Raw genomic sequence first — 16,100 nt, forward strand, 5'->3', positions numbered from 1 at the left:
TCATGGATTTAAATTACTTACCTGAGCGAATTAAAGCGCACAAATCGGAACTGATTAATATTGTTACGCCTCCGGTTTGTACCGAGCGAGCCCAAGCATATACACGCGCATACGCCGAAAATGAAGATAAACCTGTGATTATTCAACGCGCTCTTGCACTTAAAGAGCACCTTGAAACTCGTACTATCTGGATTAAAAATGATGAGCTAATTGTTGGTAACCAAGCGAGTAAGCTAAGAGCCGCACCGATTTTCCCTGAGTACACCGTTCGTTGGATAGAAGCAGAGATTGACGACTTGGCCGATAGACCCGGAGCTGGTTTTGCGGTTACTGAACAAGATAAAGAGATAATTCATTCTCTGACGCCATATTGGCGAGGTAAGACAGTGCAAGATCGCTGTTACGGCCTGTTTACGGATGAGCAGCAAGATATCCTCGCAACAACCATCATCAAAGCTGAAGGTAACATGACTTCAGGTGACGCTCACCTTGCGGTGGATAACGAGAAAATTCTCAAAATAGGCATGAATGGGTTAGTTGCAGAAGTTCGCGAATTAAGATCTCACAATGACATATCGACATTCGAGGGGCTTAGAAAGGAGCAATTCTACAAAGCGACAGAAATCGTGCTTTTAGCGATACAAGAGCATATGGCTAGCTATGCCACACTGGCCGCGGAAATGGCGCTAGCCGAATCCCGTCCAGAACGTAAAGCCGAGTTGGAAGCTATCGCTGAAAACTGTCGTCACGTGGCTTACCACGCCCCACAGAACTTCTGGCAAGCTATGCAACTGTCTTATTTTGTTCAGCTGATGCTACAAATCGAATCAAACGGACACTCGGTTTCGTTTGGTCGAATGGATCAGTTCCTTAATCGATTCTATGTTGCTGATTTGGAGAGCGGTAAGCTTGAGAAAGGCTTTGCGCTTGAGTTACTACAAAGTTGCTGGCTGAAATTGTTAGAAGTGAACAAGATCCGTTCGGGCGCGCACTCTAAAGCGTCAGCGGGTTCTCCTCTGTATCAAAACGTCTGTATTGGTGGGCAAAAACTCAATGCGAACGGCGAACCAGAAGATGCGGTTAATCCTCTGTCGTGGGCGATTCTGGAATCTTGTGGTCAGCTTCGTTCAACACAACCTAATTTGAGCGTTCGCTATCACGAGGGGCTAAATCAAGAGTTCTTAATGGGTTGTATTGAAGTGATTAAATGCGGTTTTGGAATGCCAGCATTTAATAATGATGAAATTGTTATCCCTGAATTCATTAAGCTGGGGGTAGAGAAAGAAGATGCTTACAACTATGCCTCTATTGGTTGTATAGAGACGGCGGTACCGGGGAAATGGGGCTACCGTTGTACGGGAATGAGCTTTATTAACTTCGCCCGAATTTTGCTTGCAGCATTGAACAAGGGCGAAGATGCGAGTTCAGGTAAAACCTTCTTAGCGCACGAGAAATCGCTGGCGGAAGGCAGCTTCGCTAACTTCGATGAAGTGATGGCATCATGGGCAGAACAAATCCGCTACTACACTCGTAAATCTATCGAAATTGATACCGTTGTGGATACTGTGCTTGAGCAACAAGCTCACGATATTTTCTGTTCGTCGTTGGTCGATAGCTGTTTAGAGCGAGGCAAAACCGTAAAAGAGGGCGGAGCAAAATACGATTGGGTATCGGGACTGCAAGTGGGTATTGCTAACTTAGGTAATAGCCTTGCTGCGATTAAACACATGGTCTTTGATGACGCTCAGATTTCACAACCTGAGCTGGCTAAAGCTCTTGCTGATAATTTCGCAAGTTCTGAACAAGAACAGCTACGTCAGCGTCTTATCAACTTTGCACCTAAGTATGGTAACGACGATGATTCTGTCGACTCACTACTTGCGCAAGCTTATCAGGTATACATTGATGAACTCGACAACTTTGTGAATACACGTCATGGACGTGGACCGATAGGTGGTGGTTACTACGCAGGTACTTCAAGTATTTCTGCCAATGTCCCGTTTGGCGCCTCTACCATGGCTACTCCTGATGGCCGAAAAGCCAAAACACCACTGGCGGAAGGCGCTAGCCCTGCTTCTGGCTCAGATCAACTTGGGCCAACTGCGGTTTATAATTCTGTCGCTAAGATCCAAGCCAATAAGATTTTAGGCGGCGTACTGCTTAATCAGAAGTTAAGCCCTGCGGCTGTTGAATCTGAAAGCGATAAACTGAAGCTATCAATGTTAATTCGTACCTTCTTTAACCATCACAAAGGCTGGCATGTTCAATACAACATTGTATCGCGTGAGACTTTATTGGCGGCGAAGAAGAACCCAGAACAATACCGAGATTTGGTTGTTCGAGTTGCAGGTTACTCCGCTTTCTTTACAGCGCTGTCACCGGATGCGCAGGACGATATCATTGCTCGTACGGAACATGAGTTGTAATTAAACTTTCACTTTGGTTTCAAATGAAAAGAAGAGGTTCTATAATGGAGCCTCTTTTTATTTTAGAGCAATGTTATGAACGCTAGACAAAATCAAATAGTACAGTTGGTTAATGACCGTAAACGAGTTCAAGTGACAGAACTTGTCGAGCTTATTGGTGTGTCTGGCGTTACCATCCGTCAAGATTTGAATTTTCTGGAGCAGGAAGGTTATCTCAAACGAGTTCATGGTGCGGCGACCACTCTGCAAAGTGATGATATAGATAACCGCTTGGAGGTTCATTTCAATATCAAACAATCTCTAGCCAATAAAGCCGCAGATTTGGTTGCGCGTAATGAAACTGTGCTAATCGAAGGTGGAAGCGCAAATGCTTTGTTAGCGAGAACCCTTGCAGAGCGTGGCGACGTTACAATTGTTACTCCGTCGGCCTATATCGCACACCTCATTCGTAATACCTCAGCCAATATCATATTGCTCGGCGGGGTATATCAGCATCAAGGTGAAAGTCTCGTTGGCCCGTTAACCAAGCTGTGTATTGAAAATATCCATTTTAGTACCGCATTTTTGGGCGTGGATGGCTTTCATCAAGATACGGGCTTTACCAGTCGGGACATGATGCGCGCGGATATTGCCTCGACAATATTGGCGAAACAGCGTCGAAATATCATATTGACCGACTCGAGTAAGTTCGGACAGATATACCCTTCGACCATTGGACGTTTTGACCAGATATCTATTCTTCTTACTGATAATAACGCTTCGCAAAGCGACCTTAGCTTTTTAAAACAACAAGGTATTGAGGTTATCCTCGGTTAATTGCGATACGAAGTATGCATAAAGTATTGTGTGACATATAGACATGGTGCGTTGTTTTGGTTATACAGATTGAGAAGTTGAATAGTTAAGTCGAGGACAAGATGTTAGAAGCGTTTGGCGTTATCAATATTTGGACATATTTGGTAGGTTTGACAATGATCATTCTTGCGCCAGGCCCAAACTCGCTTTATGTATTGAAATCGAGTTCATCACTAGGTGTGAAGGCTGGTTATAAAGCGGCTTCTGGCGTTTTACTGGGTGACGCTATTTTGATCCTGCTTTCTTACTTGGGTATTGCGTCTTTGATTCAAGCTTCACCTATGTTGTTTACCATCATCCGTTACCTTGGCGCAGCGTATCTTTTGTACTTGGGTATTAAAATCCTTCATCAATTGATGAGTAAAAAGAGTGACGATGGTGATGATATTGCTCGTCCTAAGAAAAAAGAGAACGTATTTGCTAAGTCACTGACCCTGAGTTTGACTAACCCAAAAGCGATTCTTTTTTATGTCTCGTTTTTCATTCAATTTATTGATTACAACTACGAGCACACGTGGGCTTCCTATCTGATTCTGGCGACCATTTTGGAAGTGTTCAGCATTGTGTATTTAAGTGCTCTTATCTTCTTAGGCACATCACTCACTCAACTGTTTAAGAACAACAAAGCATTAGCGAACCTAGGTAATGGCTTGTTAGGTATGTTCTTTATGGGATTCGCAGCTCGTTTGGCGAGCTTGAGTTAACCGGATGGTTTGGAATTGAAAAAGGCTGCATTTTGCAGCCTTTTGAATTTTTACGGCCAAGCGCGTTTCTTGCCGCCTGCGTTCGCTTTAATCAGCTCTATCGCTTTCTTCGATTTGTCTTCAATCGAATCCAAGCTTTTCGCAACGCTAGCCTGAAACTGTTTGTTTAGCGCGACCTGCTCAACATCGTTTTTTGGCGCCGCCGGGGTTTGAAGCTTATTAATCATTTGTGCCAATTGTTTGTTTTGGCTTTCCAACGTTTTCACTTTCAGATTGAGCTCTCTTAAAGCACTGTTTTGTTGTTCAATTTTGGCTTCAATACTGTTGAAGGCTTTGAGAATCTGCCCAACATTTTGCTCAGTCATCAAGTTCTCCGCATTTGGTTAATCTGGTTTTCTTACCACTAGGCAAGCTCTGAAACTTGGCTGCACGAGTGATAAACAGCCGTCAAGTATACAGATAAACCATGTCACTATTAAGTAGGAATGCGCCGATATTTAGATTTTCCAATGCTGGTATTCGGCTTCTCTTTGCTCGGATAGAGCACAGCCACAATACCTGCTAAAAATAGCGTGCACGAAATCCACTGAACGGTGGAGAGTGTTTCAGCAAAGAACAGATATCCGCTCAGCAAAGCAAACACACTGGTTAATAGGGTTAGCGGTGCAAGCTTAGACATTGGATAGCTGAGTACCATTTTGTTCCAAACCCAGTAGCCGAATAGGGTGGTCGGGTAGGCTTGAAACAGTACCGAGAACCATGCACTGCCATTCCACTGCTCGTAAGTGGTGATAAGGCCTTCCACTCCGTTAATGGCAATGCTCAGCAGAACAAGCGGGATAGGTGCAAACAACATTCCCCAGATGTTAAAGGCGAAGGGCGCTTTGGTGCCTGAATGGCGGATAATCACGCCCATCATAGGCCAGCAAATGGCAGCAATAAGAATGAAAACAAAACCCAGCAAGGTGATGTTGCCATTGGTATAGATAATCGACAGAGTTAAACCAATCAGTGCCGCTATAATCCCAAACCACATCTGTTTGGTGATGATTTCTTTATAAAGCAAAGCGCCTACCGCGATACTGGTTAACACGTCCAGTTGCAGCAAAACAGAGGCCATTCCCGATGAAAGCCCAAAAGCAATGGAGCAGTACGCCATTCCCCAAATACCTGTGCCGAAGACTAAACCGTAAGCCATTAAGTATTTGATTGGGACGTTAGGTTTTTTAACAAAAAAGATGATGGGAAAAGTCGCAAGTATGAATCGAGCAGCCGCAATCAAAAAAGGATCGAGTTGGTTTACACCGAGTTTGATAGCGGAAAAATTCACGCCCCAAATGACCATAACCCCAATAACGAGTAATAAATGTTTTCCCTGCACAATAAACTCCTAGTGTTCACAATATGATCAGAGTATTGCTTGAGTAATGAAACCAGTACAGATACAATTTTTGGAAATTTAATCAGTACAATTTATCGCTATGCAGAAATACAAACAGTTAGCAGAGAAGATCATTGAAGATATTCAGTCCACCAAACTTAAGCATGGTGACCGTATGCTTTCACTACGTTTGTTTGCCAAACAGCATGATGTGAGTGTTTCGACGGCGGTAAGTTGCTATCAAGAGCTAGAACAGAGAGGATGGCTGGAAGCTCGTCCTCAGTCGGGCTTTTTTATCTGTTCACAAACGCCTGTTGTGGCTACGCCATCTTGGCCGCGATTTGCGACTCAGCTTGCGACAAATGTTAGGCCACGTATTAAACCTCAAGTAAAATCGGGCCCACTAGGCATCGCTTGTATTGAGTTGGATGTCACAGCACAACGTGCGTTGGACAAGAGTTTTCGCCGCGTCATGACGCAATCGCCATCCAGATTGACACAGTATCCAAATAAACAGGGTGAACCTGTTCTGCGGGAAGCTTTGTGCTCTCATTTCAGTCAGTTGGGATTTGCATTACGCCCGGATGAACTGGTGATTACACATGGTTGTATGGATGCAGTAAAAACAGCATTGCAAATTTGCGTTAATGTTGGAGATACCGTTGCAGTCAGCTCACCGTGCTTTAACGGGTTGTTGGAATTACTTGCTAACTTGGGTTTAAAAGTCATTGAGATTCCATCTGTAGAAGATGGCATCGATCTCGATGCTCTGGAGCGACTGTTTCAAAACAAGCAAGCGCAAGCGGGGCTGTTTTGCACCACGCATATGAACCCGCAAGGCATTACCATGTCGGCTAAACAGAAACAGCGCTTAAGTTTGCTCGCAAGCCAGTATCAAATTCCTGTGATTGAAGATGACGTGTATTTCGAACTGAATCATTCGGATAAATTGCATTTGCCGACGGCCTATTACGATGAAAGTGGTTATGTGATTTGGTGTGGCTCTTTCTCTAAGACTCTTTCACCAAGTTACCGTTTGGGTTGGTGCCGGCCGGGTAAATTCGTTGCAAAATATACTCAGCAGTACGAAGGCGTACCCACGCTTATTCAAACTGCGATAGCCGACTTCATTCAAACTGGCGCTTACAGCCGACATCTCAAGCGCACCAGACATCAACTGGCGATCAACAAGCAAGATTACACCCGTTTCTTAGCACAGCATCTGCCGAAAAACAGCCGCATTACTCAACCTGATGGTGGTCTGGTACTTTGGCTTCAGGTTGCTGGTTTAAAGTCAGATAAACTCAATGCCGAGGCGATTAAATCCAGTATGGATATACGGGTTGGCAGTGTATTTACCGAATCGCAACGCTACGATGATTGTGTTCGAATAAATATTGGGTTTGCTCTAAACAAGGAAATTGAGCATTTACTGAGTAAACTTATAACGCTGATTAATAACTGTCTGCCGCAGGATTCTTGCCAAGTCGCGATGTTGAAAACGGAACAACTTGCAGCAACAAGCAAACAACAATAAACGCTAAGCCATACCAGCCAATAAGAGAGAACCTTTCGCCGACTAAACTCACGGCAAACAAAGTGGCAACAGCAGGTTCTAGCAGAGTGATCAATGTTGCGGTACTGGCCTCCAATTGTTTTAGTGCATGACCAAACAGCAGATAGCCTAAAAACATAGGTATGGTTGCCATATAGATCACCACAGCCGTATGCTTTGCATCGGCAAAAAGGTTGTCACCAGTCACCCACAATGACGGCAGCAATAGTGTGGCAGCTAAACCAAACATACTCGCCATCGCTGACTGAGAACTCACCCCTCGTTCAATCATGCCGCGAGCCGCCCATGAATACGTTGCGTAAGTTAACGCGGCGATAAGTCCCAGCCCTATGCCGATTAAGTGCAGCAGAGAGGCTTCGGCAGAGTATGAGCCGTCTTGTTTACCCAGCGTGAGTAACACGATTCCTATTGCACCCACAATAAAAGAAATCACCCAGTGTAGTGATATTGATTTTTTGCTGATTAGACGCTCAAGAAGAACCGTAAAGAAAGGGGCGCTGGCAATAGAGATTAATGTCCCAATCGCCACGCCTGAAAAACGCATTGAGGAATAAAAAGCTAGAGGGTAGATAGCCACAGCTGCGCCGCCACATAACAGAAGCTTGTAGTTTCTTACCAGTGTGGCGATATCTTTGGTCAGCTTCTTTCGGGCATTAATCAGCAGCAATAAGCCACCGCCACCCATGGCTGATGCACCGATGGCAAGAGGGCTAATATCTGACGCGAAACTGGCGGCGGTTCCGGTTGTTCCCCAGAACACACTCGCTAAAACAACGGCGAATATTCCGCTGATATTGGTATTACTCTTCAACATAGCCACTCCATTAACTGACTTAATACGAGTGAAATGGTATGCGTATTTTCATATTTTGTTTGTGCAGATTGGACGCTTGTGTTGGCAGTGAAGACGGACTTAACGGGTTAACTTTGAGGGAGGAAGACCAAAATGTTGCGAAAAACGGCGGCTAAAAGCACTGTGGTCGGCATAGCCCACAGATTCCGCAACGATTTGAATAGGGTAGTCAGTATGGATAAGCAACGCTTGTGCTTTTTCCATTCGCTTGTGAGTAATGTATTGGATAACCGTTAAAGCCGTTTGCTCTTTGAACAGCTTTTTTAACTGAGTTGGACTTAAAAAAGCAATTGTCGCCAGTTGAGTAATCGAAAGCGGCTGGGCGAGATGGGCTTCGATATATTCTTGAACTTTCCTGATCCTATGGTCGAACTGCTTAAGTATTTGTTGTTCACTAAGCAAAAGCGAGAAAGTGGTTAACATCAGTTGTTCAATTTGTGTATTCACTTGATACTTCAGTTGCTCTTCTATAAAGCTCAAATAGTGCATTAAGGGTGGGCTGATTGAAAAGACGATAGTGTCAGAATCTAAAATGTGTGGTGGCAGATGTTCTAGATCGGCCACCACAAAACGCGCTTCTGTTTCTGCCGCGAAATAATGCATTTCATTTGCGCGAACAACAACGCACTCTCCGGGCCTTACTGCACCTTTAAATGCTTCGACTTCAATGTTAATGACACCACGAACAGGCAAAACCAACTGATGAAAATCGTGGCTATGCCCGTTCTTTTGACGGCTGTATGAGCGAATTGAGAGAGAGTTGGAATTAAGCATTCATCAATTTTCGATATTAAAGATCATCTGACCTTAGCAAAAACGTGAGGACACTATATCCCTAAAGCTGCCCCTGCAACAATGAAGAATGCGACACATACAACGATGGGTAACTTAAGCTGCTTAAGCAGATAAAAGCCAACCAATACCAAGGCAATGTCGGTTGCATTAAACACCGCGCTGGTTAATACCGGTTGGTATAGTGCTGCGGCCAGTAAACCAACTACGGAAGCATTTACGCCGTTCAGCGCACCTGAAATTGTGGGGTTATCTGCCAGTGCATGCCAGTTCTTCAACACCGCTAACAGCAGTAAGAAACCGGGTAGGAACACCGCTATATTCGCTAACAATGCTCCCAAAACTGGAGCGTTGGGCATTAAAGCGTAACCTAAATACGTCGCGAAAGTGAACATCGGCCCCGGCACTGCCTGAGCTGCCGCGTAACCCGTTAGAAACGTATCTTGACTAAGCTGATCGCCTACAAGATTTTGCAGCAATGGCAGAACGACATGTCCGCCACCAAACACTAAGCTACCCGCTTGGAAGAAATCACCGAACAACTGGACGCTTGGATGACTCGATAGCAAAGAAGTGCCAATCAAAATGGCAACAAACAACAGTAACGGCACATAGCTGGGTTTGAATGAACTTTGTGCTTTGGCTGTGTCACCTTTGATATAGATTGCGCCGATAACAGCCGCCAAAATTAATACCAAAAGTTGCGTGGTAATACTTGGAACAATCAGCAGCATGCTTGCTGTGAAAAGGGCTAAACCTGCCGAGAGTTTGGTTGAGCAGAAGTTCTTGTACATTCCCCAAGTTGCATCGGCTACCACAACCACAGCAAGCAGTTTAAGCCCGTGTACGATGTTGTGGAACAGAGTAGTATCGGTGATCTGACTGCTCACTAAAGCAAGAATCAGCATCAGAATGATCGAAGGGGCAGTGAAGCCGATGAATGCGGCTGTGGCTCCGAGTAAACCACCACGTTTATAGCCAATTGAAAAACCGACCTGACTAGAACCTGGCCCGGGTAAAAACTGGCTGAGTGCCACTATCTGAGCATATTCGTTGTCGTCTAACCATCTGAGTTTTTCAACGAAGGTTTGGCGAAAATAACCAATGTGAGCCGCTGGGCCGCCGAAGCTAATCCAACCTAACCAGAAGAAGGTTTTGAAGATAGTGAACATGTAAATAAGCTTCCTTTATCGTTGTTGCGCCATGAATATCTAAAGCAAGCTCCAATTTCAACCTATCTCGTTAATAATTCACAATTATTTAATGTAAAAAGCCATTACCGAATGTATCAGAAATTCATCTTCTGCTTTGCCCAGTAATGGCTTGGTGTGGTTTATTTTATGATTCTTGGCTAAAGTCTGAAGTTACCCACCAGCTTGTCGAGCTCAGAGGAGAGTTTTTGCAAATGAGTGCTGGACTGATTAAGTTGTTCTGAAATATCTGTGGTTTCAGAAGTCAGTTGGTTAATCTCTTCCAGATTTCGATTGATATCGACAACAACGGTCGATTGCTCTTCAGTGGCTGTCGCAACTTGAATGTTCTGCGCGTTGATTTGTTCAATGTGACTGCTGATCTGTCCCAGAGAAGTCGTGGCGTTATCGGCAAAGCCGACAACTAAGTTACTTTGATTTCGTCCTTTATCCATAGCATTAACTGCTCTACGAGATTCAGTCTGCAATCGATCGATGATGTTTTGGATTTCTTCGGTTGATTGCGCTGAGCGACTAGCAAGTGTACGAACTTCGTCGGCCACAACAGCGAAACCGCGCCCTTGTTCTCCGGCGCGCGCTGCTTCAATCGCCGCATTAAGTGCCAGTAAGTTTGTTTGATCAGAGATGTTGCGAATAGTGTCCAAAGTTAAGCTGATATCGTCGACTTGTTTCGCTAGCGACTGAACAATCTCTGTCGCTTCTTCGAGTTCTCTCGACAGTTCACCAATTTGCTCACGTGCCTGACCGACCACATTACGCCCATCGCTGGATTGATGCGTTGCTTCGTTTGCGGCTTCTGCAGCCTGTGAGGCATTGGCAGCAATCTCTTCAACGGTCGCACCTAATTGATGAATTGCGGTAGATACTTGAACGGTGCGATCTCTTTGCGAAGTGCAGTTATGGCGAGTATGGTCTGCACGTTCAGAGACGTTGCCAGCCATTTCGGCCAAATCACGTGAATTTCTTGCCACTTGAACCATTGAGGTATGAACCTTCTCAATGAATTGGTTGAAGCTGTACGCGATATGGGTCAGCTCATCTCTGCCCTCGACTTCGATTCGGGTATTCAATGCCATATCCTGTGCTGCATTGTTCATGGTTTCACGCAGATAGGTGACACGTCTGCGAAGATTCAGCACGATGGACGACGAGATAATGAATGAAGCCAGCAGTCCAATAATGCTGATCACAATCAGTGTATTACGGTTCGAAATATAAGTTTCGTGACTGAGTGAGTTCTGTACCTCTGCCTGTTGTAACAAGGTATCCAATATAACATTGGCTTCCTTTCTCATTACACCGTAACTTTTCGCGTATTTGTCACGGTAGATTTGTTGTGCAGTAGGTAGGTCACCTTTGTCCAAAGCGTCGAGCATGGGGTTGAGTTCGTCTTTCACTACCACCTCAAATGCATCTGCGAGTTTTTGAACGCGCTCTTTAAGCACTAAATCAGACTGGGCTTTAACTGCGTCATCTAAAGCCACTCTCATTTCAGGTATGTCTTCTGTTCTTGCTTCTTTGACGCGTGTAGCAATGCCTTTGGCATCACGAAGGGCGGTTTCCTGTAGCAGCATCATATCTATTCCTACACGCATTCTTGGAATTCTAGACGCCGTTTCTGCTATGGCACGCATTGGTGCTGCAGTGTTTAAGTACATCGCTTCGGTTTTCTTATCGATGGAATCCATTGAATTAAGGCTTTGTAAGCCAACCGTAATTAACGCCAAGCAGGGAATGGTGACAGTAATAAGCAAACGGGTTTTTAATGTGAAATTATTGATGAGCATAACGGTAAGTGTCCATGTCTGTTGCTGTTATGGGTAAGGACTTTACCAATTTGCCAATAATTAAAACGGTGGATTTTTAATCGGATGTGAATGTGGACACAGTTTTGCAGGACGACATGCTTAGATTGCGAGGAATTATAGAATTTTCATAAATTTAAATGAGTTTAATTAAAACAGGGTTGACCCCTATGAACTCAAAAACTTGTTCATAGGGGTATCGTTAGGAAAAGTTAGAGCTTGAAGTTACCGACCAGTTTGTCTAACTGACAGGAGAGCTGCTGCAGGCTGTTACTTGATTGATTTAGCTGCATTGCAATATCGGTTGTTTCAGTGGTCAGATGGTTAATTTCTTCAACATTGCGGTTGATATCTACGACTACGGTAGATTGCTCTTCCGTTGCTGTCGCCACCTGTATGTTTTGTCCGCTAATTTGGTCTATGTGGCTGTTGATTTGTTCCAAGGCGCTGGTGGCGTTGTCTGCATATTCAACCACTCGATCACTTTGTTCACGACCTTGCTGCATCGCTTCAACTGCACGTTTGGACTCAGATTGAAGTTTATCGATCACCTGTTGAATTTCTTCTGTTGAATTGGCTGAGCGGCTAGCCAAGGTTCTGACTTCGTCGGCAACCACCGCAAAACCTCGGCCTTGGTCGCCAGCTCGTGCGGCCTCAATGGCTGCGTTGAGAGCAAGTAGGTTGGTTTGATCGGAAATGTTGCGAATTGTATCTAAGGTTGAACTGATGTCGTTCACTTGTTTCGCAAGCGATTCAACAACATTTGTCGCTTTTTGTAGCTCAAGGGACAGATCACCAATTTGATCTCGTGCCTGCATAACGACTTTCTGACCATCACTCGACTGGTGAGTCGCTTCGTTGGCTGCGTCTGCAGCCTGAGCAGCATTGGCCGCTATTTCACTTACCGTTGCGCCCAATTCGTGAATCGCCGTTGCCACTTGCACCGTTCGGTCTCGTTGAGATGTGCAGTTACTTTGAGTATGGCGAGCTCGCTCTGATACATCCCGCGCCATTACTGCCAGTTGACGAGAGTTTTCCGCTACCTGATTAATCGCACTGTGGACTTTTTCCATAAACAAGTTAAAGCTGTCGCCAATCTCAGTCAGCTCATCTTTACCATCCAACTTGATTCGCGTATTTAATGACATGTCTTGTGCGGCGGTCGTAATGGTATCTCTTAATGTTGCCACTCTGTTGCGTAAGCTCATAACAATCGCAAAAGAGATGATAAAGGAGATAATAAGACCAGCACTAATGATGATAATTTGCATTGTTCTGCCGGACATATAACTATCGTGGCTCAGCTTATTTTGTGATTCCGCCTGAGCTAACAAGGTTTCCAATAAGGTGTTAGCATCTTTACGCATCGTGCCGTAGGTCACCGCGTATTTCTCTTTATATATTTGTTGTGCGGTTGCTGTGTCATCGTTGTCAAGCGCTTGAAGCAGTGGGTTGAGCTCCGTGTTCACCATCTTTTCAAAGTCATTTAGCAAGCGTTGCACTTGTGCTTTCAATTCTGGGTTTACTTGAGTACTAACCGCAAGATTAAGCGCATCACGCATTTGTGGAATATCTTCTTCTCGCGTTTCTTTAACTCGGGTTTTTACCCCTTTAGCATCGCGTAGGCTAGTTTCCTGAAGTAGCATCATGTCAATGCCAACACGCATTCTGGGAATTCGGGAAGCCGCTTCCGCTACAGCCCTCATCGGCGCTGCCGTATTGAGGTACATTTCTTCGGTTTTACTGGCCATTGCCGACATGGCGTTCAGGCTAGCTAAACCTACAAAGATCAATGCCAAGCAGGGGATTGCTACAGTAATAATCAATCTGCTTTTTAGCGTAAGTTTATCAATTAACATTGAGTGAATACCTTCCGTATTTTGATGTTAGACAGAGTTTGAGGCTCATAAAATGCCAGCTAAAAGAATGGCTGGTTAAGAGGTGGAACTAGTCAGAAAGTTTATGTATTAATTAATAGCTTAGGCTAAAACGGAAGAACTGCTATTCGCAGCAAAGAAAATTGATTTGGTACTGTGACAATGAGCCAATTGTTAGGAGATTCGCTTTCAAGTCTCGAGATGACGCGACCTACCAGTTGTCAGCAGGTAAGGTGTTGGGACGCTAAGATGGTTCGTTTAGGCGAGGTGTTCAATCAACTGCTGCAGTGGCATGGGCCTACCTAAATAATACCCTTGTGCTTGTTGACAGCCCATTTTTTGCAGGATTTTTAGTTGAGTTTCTGTTTCCACACCTTCGGCGACGAGATTAATACCAAAGCTGTTGGTCATGGCAATGATGGCACTGACAATGGTTTTGGAACGGTCATCGTTATCGACTTCGGCAATATAACTGCGGTCGATTTTGATTTCATCGACAGTTAAATCTTTAAGCATGGCAAGGGACGTATAACCCGTGCCAAAGTCATCAATGGAAATCGCAATACCACACTTCTGCAGTGATGAAATCAATTCAACACTGTTATTTAGGTTGTCTAACGTAGCAGTTTCAGTGATTTCAATGCTAACGAATGGAGCAATAGATTCATGAGCCTGGATAAACCTAACTAACTCATGCATTTCGTCCGCATTGTTGAATTCAGCCGCTGATACGTTAACCGCTATGGTTTTAATCTTACTGCCCAACAAGTCTGTTGAACTCAGCTCATTGGCGACTTTGCTGATCACCAACCTTGATATTGCGCCAGTTAAACCATGAATTTCAGCGAGTGGGATAAACACATCGGGAGCGATAAATCCTTTGGATGGATGATTCCAACGTACTAAGACTTCAACCCCATTAACGTTCAATGTATTCAAATCGTATTTGGGTTGATACACAACGCTGAGAACGTCATTGTCGATGGCATTGCGTAAATCCAACATCATCTGGCGGCGTTGTAATGCTTTTTCCGTTAGTGCTTTATCGTGGTACTGAATGGCGTTTTTTTTCTCTTTCGCAACATTGAGCGCCTCTGTTGCCGAAACCATTAGTTCTTTAGCTGTACTGCCATCTTGAGGGTAAAGGGCAACACTGATGCAGCAAGTCGACTCAATTCCGTACTCTTTGGCGAGTCTATTGTATAGACGCTGGATATCTTGCATGTGTTCGTCCATATCGTATTTATTGTCGATTTTGGCGAAGCTAGCAAATTGATCCGCATGTAAGCGAGATGCAAATGAACCGGGTAATAAGGCGTCATTAAGTGCTTGGGCTAGGTCTCGAAGAAAAGCATCGGCTTTTTCAAATCCAATAGAATCGTTGATTCTTTTGAAATCATCGATATCGAGATAGCCAAGAATAAGCTGTTCATTCGGTTTGAGTTGTCTGATTGTGAGGTTTAACGTTCGAACGAACATGGTCATACTGTGTAAGCCCGTTAGGCTATCCATGTCGTTGGCTTTTTCTAAAGCATTGTTACCTTTTAGGACCATGGCAAGCAGCAGTCCTGCTGTGAGCACTACAAAGGCTAATCCTTTGTATGTCTGCGCGACAGCCCTCGCTTGAGGATTGAGTATTAGGGTTTCAACGGCAAGATCGGAAAAAAGAATCCACAAGGTTGCGAACAGCGCGTACATAACGGCTACTTTTACCGCTGAAGTGACCGTTCTGTTCATATTCCAGTCTCCCCGATTGTTTAGAACTTGTAACAAAGAATGTCTAGCACACCATGAATGTCTATGGCTTGTCTAGTCAAAGAGTTCAATAACTAACTTATTATCTTTGATCACCAGATTTGGCTCAGCTGATTTCAATAATGCCTGTTCCACTTTACTGCTGTCCAGTTTGTATACAGGATACTGTGATAAGGCTGTGCCAATCATTGAAACTGCTGGCTTCAGTAGCTGTTTAATTTCAGGTGTCAGTAGTTGACCTTCTTCATCAAAGCGGTCTAGACGCAGAGATTTCAAGAAAATTTCGCCTGTCTCTTTGTCATATTCAGGGACAGCACTGAATTCTAAATCCAGTTCCAACTTTTTCTCAGGTTGGTTCCAGATTTGTACTTTGGCGCTGGTGTTTGCAAGCACAGACACTCGGTCTGCATCGGCTCGGCCAATATTCACATCGAGATCGTGAATAGAAACAAAGGCATGCATAACATTTTGAACCCCAACCGACTGCTCGAAACTGACGTTATCATGCAGATACTTGGTCATATCCTGCTCTGTCACGCTATAACTTGCACAACCCGCAAATGTCAGAGCGACTAAAGGTAAAAGAAGTGATTTTAATGCTTTTTTGATCATGGGCTTGGGCTCTTTTTATGCACGATAAAGATAGCTATGGGTACATCATAGCGAATCATTTTGCACAACAATATGGGTGTTTTCTGATTCTGCATCATACTGTTTTGGCTATCATAAGAGCAAAGTCTTGTTTGTTGATGCTGTCAAGCTTCGTTTTTAATAAATCACCGGTTATGAACGAGTTGTACAAACTTGATGGACACCTGAGCCATATCAAAGGAATTGTGATCAAGGTCGCTATAATTCTCTGTTC

General features: G+C 44.3%; 13 protein-coding genes. 4 read left to right on the forward strand and 9 right to left on the reverse strand.

The annotated features are described in order from the left end of the window. Positions 1–2: 2 nt before the first annotated feature. The 3 genes from ACRQQK_RS02060 (at position 3) to leuE (ending at position 3,985) form a co-directional block, all read left to right on the forward strand. Positions 3–2,426, forward strand: coding sequence for a formate C-acetyltransferase/glycerol dehydratase family glycyl radical enzyme (locus ACRQQK_RS02060; RefSeq protein WP_457509847.1), 2,424 nt, complete (start codon positions 3–5; stop codon positions 2,424–2,426). A 75-nt stretch (positions 2,427–2,501) separates the two neighbouring features. Continuing rightward, positions 2,502–3,242, forward strand: a complete 741-nt coding sequence (locus tag ACRQQK_RS02065; protein ID WP_102962538.1) for a DeoR/GlpR family DNA-binding transcription regulator — start codon at positions 2,502–2,504, stop codon at positions 3,240–3,242. A gap of 101 nt (positions 3,243–3,343) precedes the next feature. Then, a complete protein-coding gene (leuE, locus tag ACRQQK_RS02070) occupies positions 3,344–3,985 on the forward strand; it encodes a leucine efflux protein LeuE (protein ID WP_457509848.1) in 642 nt (213 codons plus the stop codon). A gap of 50 nt (positions 3,986–4,035) precedes the next feature. Here leuE and ACRQQK_RS02075 read toward each other — a convergent pair whose 3' ends face one another. Then, positions 4,036–4,350, reverse strand: a complete 315-nt coding sequence (locus ACRQQK_RS02075) for a hypothetical protein (protein ID WP_457509849.1) — start codon at positions 4,348–4,350, stop codon at positions 4,036–4,038. Between the two features lie 110 nt (positions 4,351–4,460). Continuing rightward, on the reverse strand, positions 4,461–5,366 hold the full coding sequence (locus ACRQQK_RS02080) for an EamA family transporter (protein ID WP_457509850.1): 906 nt from the start codon (positions 5,364–5,366) through the stop codon (positions 4,461–4,463). 100 nt (positions 5,367–5,466) lie between these two features. Between ACRQQK_RS02080 and ACRQQK_RS02085 the strand changes: the two genes are divergently transcribed. Then, a complete protein-coding gene (locus ACRQQK_RS02085) occupies positions 5,467–6,903 on the forward strand; it encodes an aminotransferase-like domain-containing protein (RefSeq protein WP_457509851.1) in 1,437 nt (478 codons plus the stop codon). On the opposite strand, the gene ACRQQK_RS02090 is transcribed toward ACRQQK_RS02085, so the two are convergent. The 7 genes from ACRQQK_RS02090 to ACRQQK_RS02120 all read right to left on the reverse strand — a co-directional run bounded on the left by ACRQQK_RS02090 (position 6,821) and on the right by ACRQQK_RS02120 (position 15,847). Then, on the reverse strand, positions 6,821–7,756 hold the full coding sequence (locus tag ACRQQK_RS02090) for a DMT family transporter (protein WP_457509852.1): 936 nt from the start codon (positions 7,754–7,756) through the stop codon (positions 6,821–6,823). The two genes, ACRQQK_RS02085 and ACRQQK_RS02090, sit on opposite strands and share 83 nt — an antisense overlap. Positions 7,757–7,855: 99 nt before the next feature. Then, positions 7,856–8,569, reverse strand: a complete 714-nt coding sequence (locus ACRQQK_RS02095) for a helix-turn-helix domain-containing protein (protein WP_457509853.1) — start codon at positions 8,567–8,569, stop codon at positions 7,856–7,858. Positions 8,570–8,622: 53 nt separating this feature from the next. Next, on the reverse strand, positions 8,623–9,759 hold the full coding sequence (gene chrA / locus ACRQQK_RS02100; protein WP_457509854.1) for a chromate efflux transporter: 1,137 nt from the start codon (positions 9,757–9,759) through the stop codon (positions 8,623–8,625). A 179-nt stretch (positions 9,760–9,938) separates the two neighbouring features. Then, complete coding sequence (locus tag ACRQQK_RS02105) at positions 9,939–11,585, reverse strand: methyl-accepting chemotaxis protein (RefSeq protein ID WP_457509855.1); 1,647 nt, start codon at positions 11,583–11,585, stop codon at positions 9,939–9,941. 230 nt (positions 11,586–11,815) lie between these two features. Next, on the reverse strand, positions 11,816–13,462 hold the full coding sequence (locus ACRQQK_RS02110) for a methyl-accepting chemotaxis protein (RefSeq protein ID WP_457509856.1): 1,647 nt from the start codon (positions 13,460–13,462) through the stop codon (positions 11,816–11,818). 276 nt (positions 13,463–13,738) lie between these two features. Beyond that, entirely contained in the window at positions 13,739–15,217 is a 1,479-nt protein-coding gene (locus ACRQQK_RS02115) for a putative bifunctional diguanylate cyclase/phosphodiesterase (RefSeq protein ID WP_457509857.1), read from the reverse strand. A gap of 72 nt (positions 15,218–15,289) precedes the next feature. Then, complete coding sequence (locus ACRQQK_RS02120; protein ID WP_457509858.1) at positions 15,290–15,847, reverse strand: DUF1439 domain-containing protein; 558 nt, start codon at positions 15,845–15,847, stop codon at positions 15,290–15,292. Between the last annotated feature and the right edge of the window lie 253 nt (positions 15,848–16,100).

The organism is Vibrio sp. C8 (genome assembly GCF_054051265.1).

What these genes read in the sequence shown, in the direction of transcription:
- ACRQQK_RS02060 (WP_457509847.1), top strand. Translation starts at nt 3, where the DNA reads ATGGATTTAAATTACTTACCTGAGCGAATTAAAGCGCACAAATCGGAA.
- ACRQQK_RS02065 (WP_102962538.1), top strand. Translation starts at nt 2,502, where the DNA reads ATGAACGCTAGACAAAATCAAATAGTACAGTTGGTTAATGACCGTAAA.
- leuE (WP_457509848.1), top strand. Translation starts at nt 3,344, where the DNA reads ATGTTAGAAGCGTTTGGCGTTATCAATATTTGGACATATTTGGTAGGT.
- ACRQQK_RS02075 (WP_457509849.1), bottom strand. Translation starts at nt 4,350, where the DNA reads ATGACTGAGCAAAATGTTGGGCAGATTCTCAAAGCCTTCAACAGTATT.
- ACRQQK_RS02085 (WP_457509851.1), top strand. Translation starts at nt 5,467, where the DNA reads ATGCAGAAATACAAACAGTTAGCAGAGAAGATCATTGAAGATATTCAG.
- ACRQQK_RS02090 (WP_457509852.1), bottom strand. Translation starts at nt 7,756, where the DNA reads ATGTTGAAGAGTAATACCAATATCAGCGGAATATTCGCCGTTGTTTTA.
- ACRQQK_RS02095 (WP_457509853.1), bottom strand. Translation starts at nt 8,569, where the DNA reads ATGCTTAATTCCAACTCTCTCTCAATTCGCTCATACAGCCGTCAAAAG.
- chrA (WP_457509854.1), bottom strand. Translation starts at nt 9,759, where the DNA reads ATGTTCACTATCTTCAAAACCTTCTTCTGGTTAGGTTGGATTAGCTTC.
- ACRQQK_RS02105 (WP_457509855.1), bottom strand. Translation starts at nt 11,585, where the DNA reads ATGCTCATCAATAATTTCACATTAAAAACCCGTTTGCTTATTACTGTC.
- ACRQQK_RS02110 (WP_457509856.1), bottom strand. Translation starts at nt 13,462, where the DNA reads ATGTTAATTGATAAACTTACGCTAAAAAGCAGATTGATTATTACTGTA.
- ACRQQK_RS02115 (WP_457509857.1), bottom strand. Translation starts at nt 15,217, where the DNA reads ATGAACAGAACGGTCACTTCAGCGGTAAAAGTAGCCGTTATGTACGCG.
- ACRQQK_RS02120 (WP_457509858.1), bottom strand. Translation starts at nt 15,847, where the DNA reads ATGATCAAAAAAGCATTAAAATCACTTCTTTTACCTTTAGTCGCTCTG.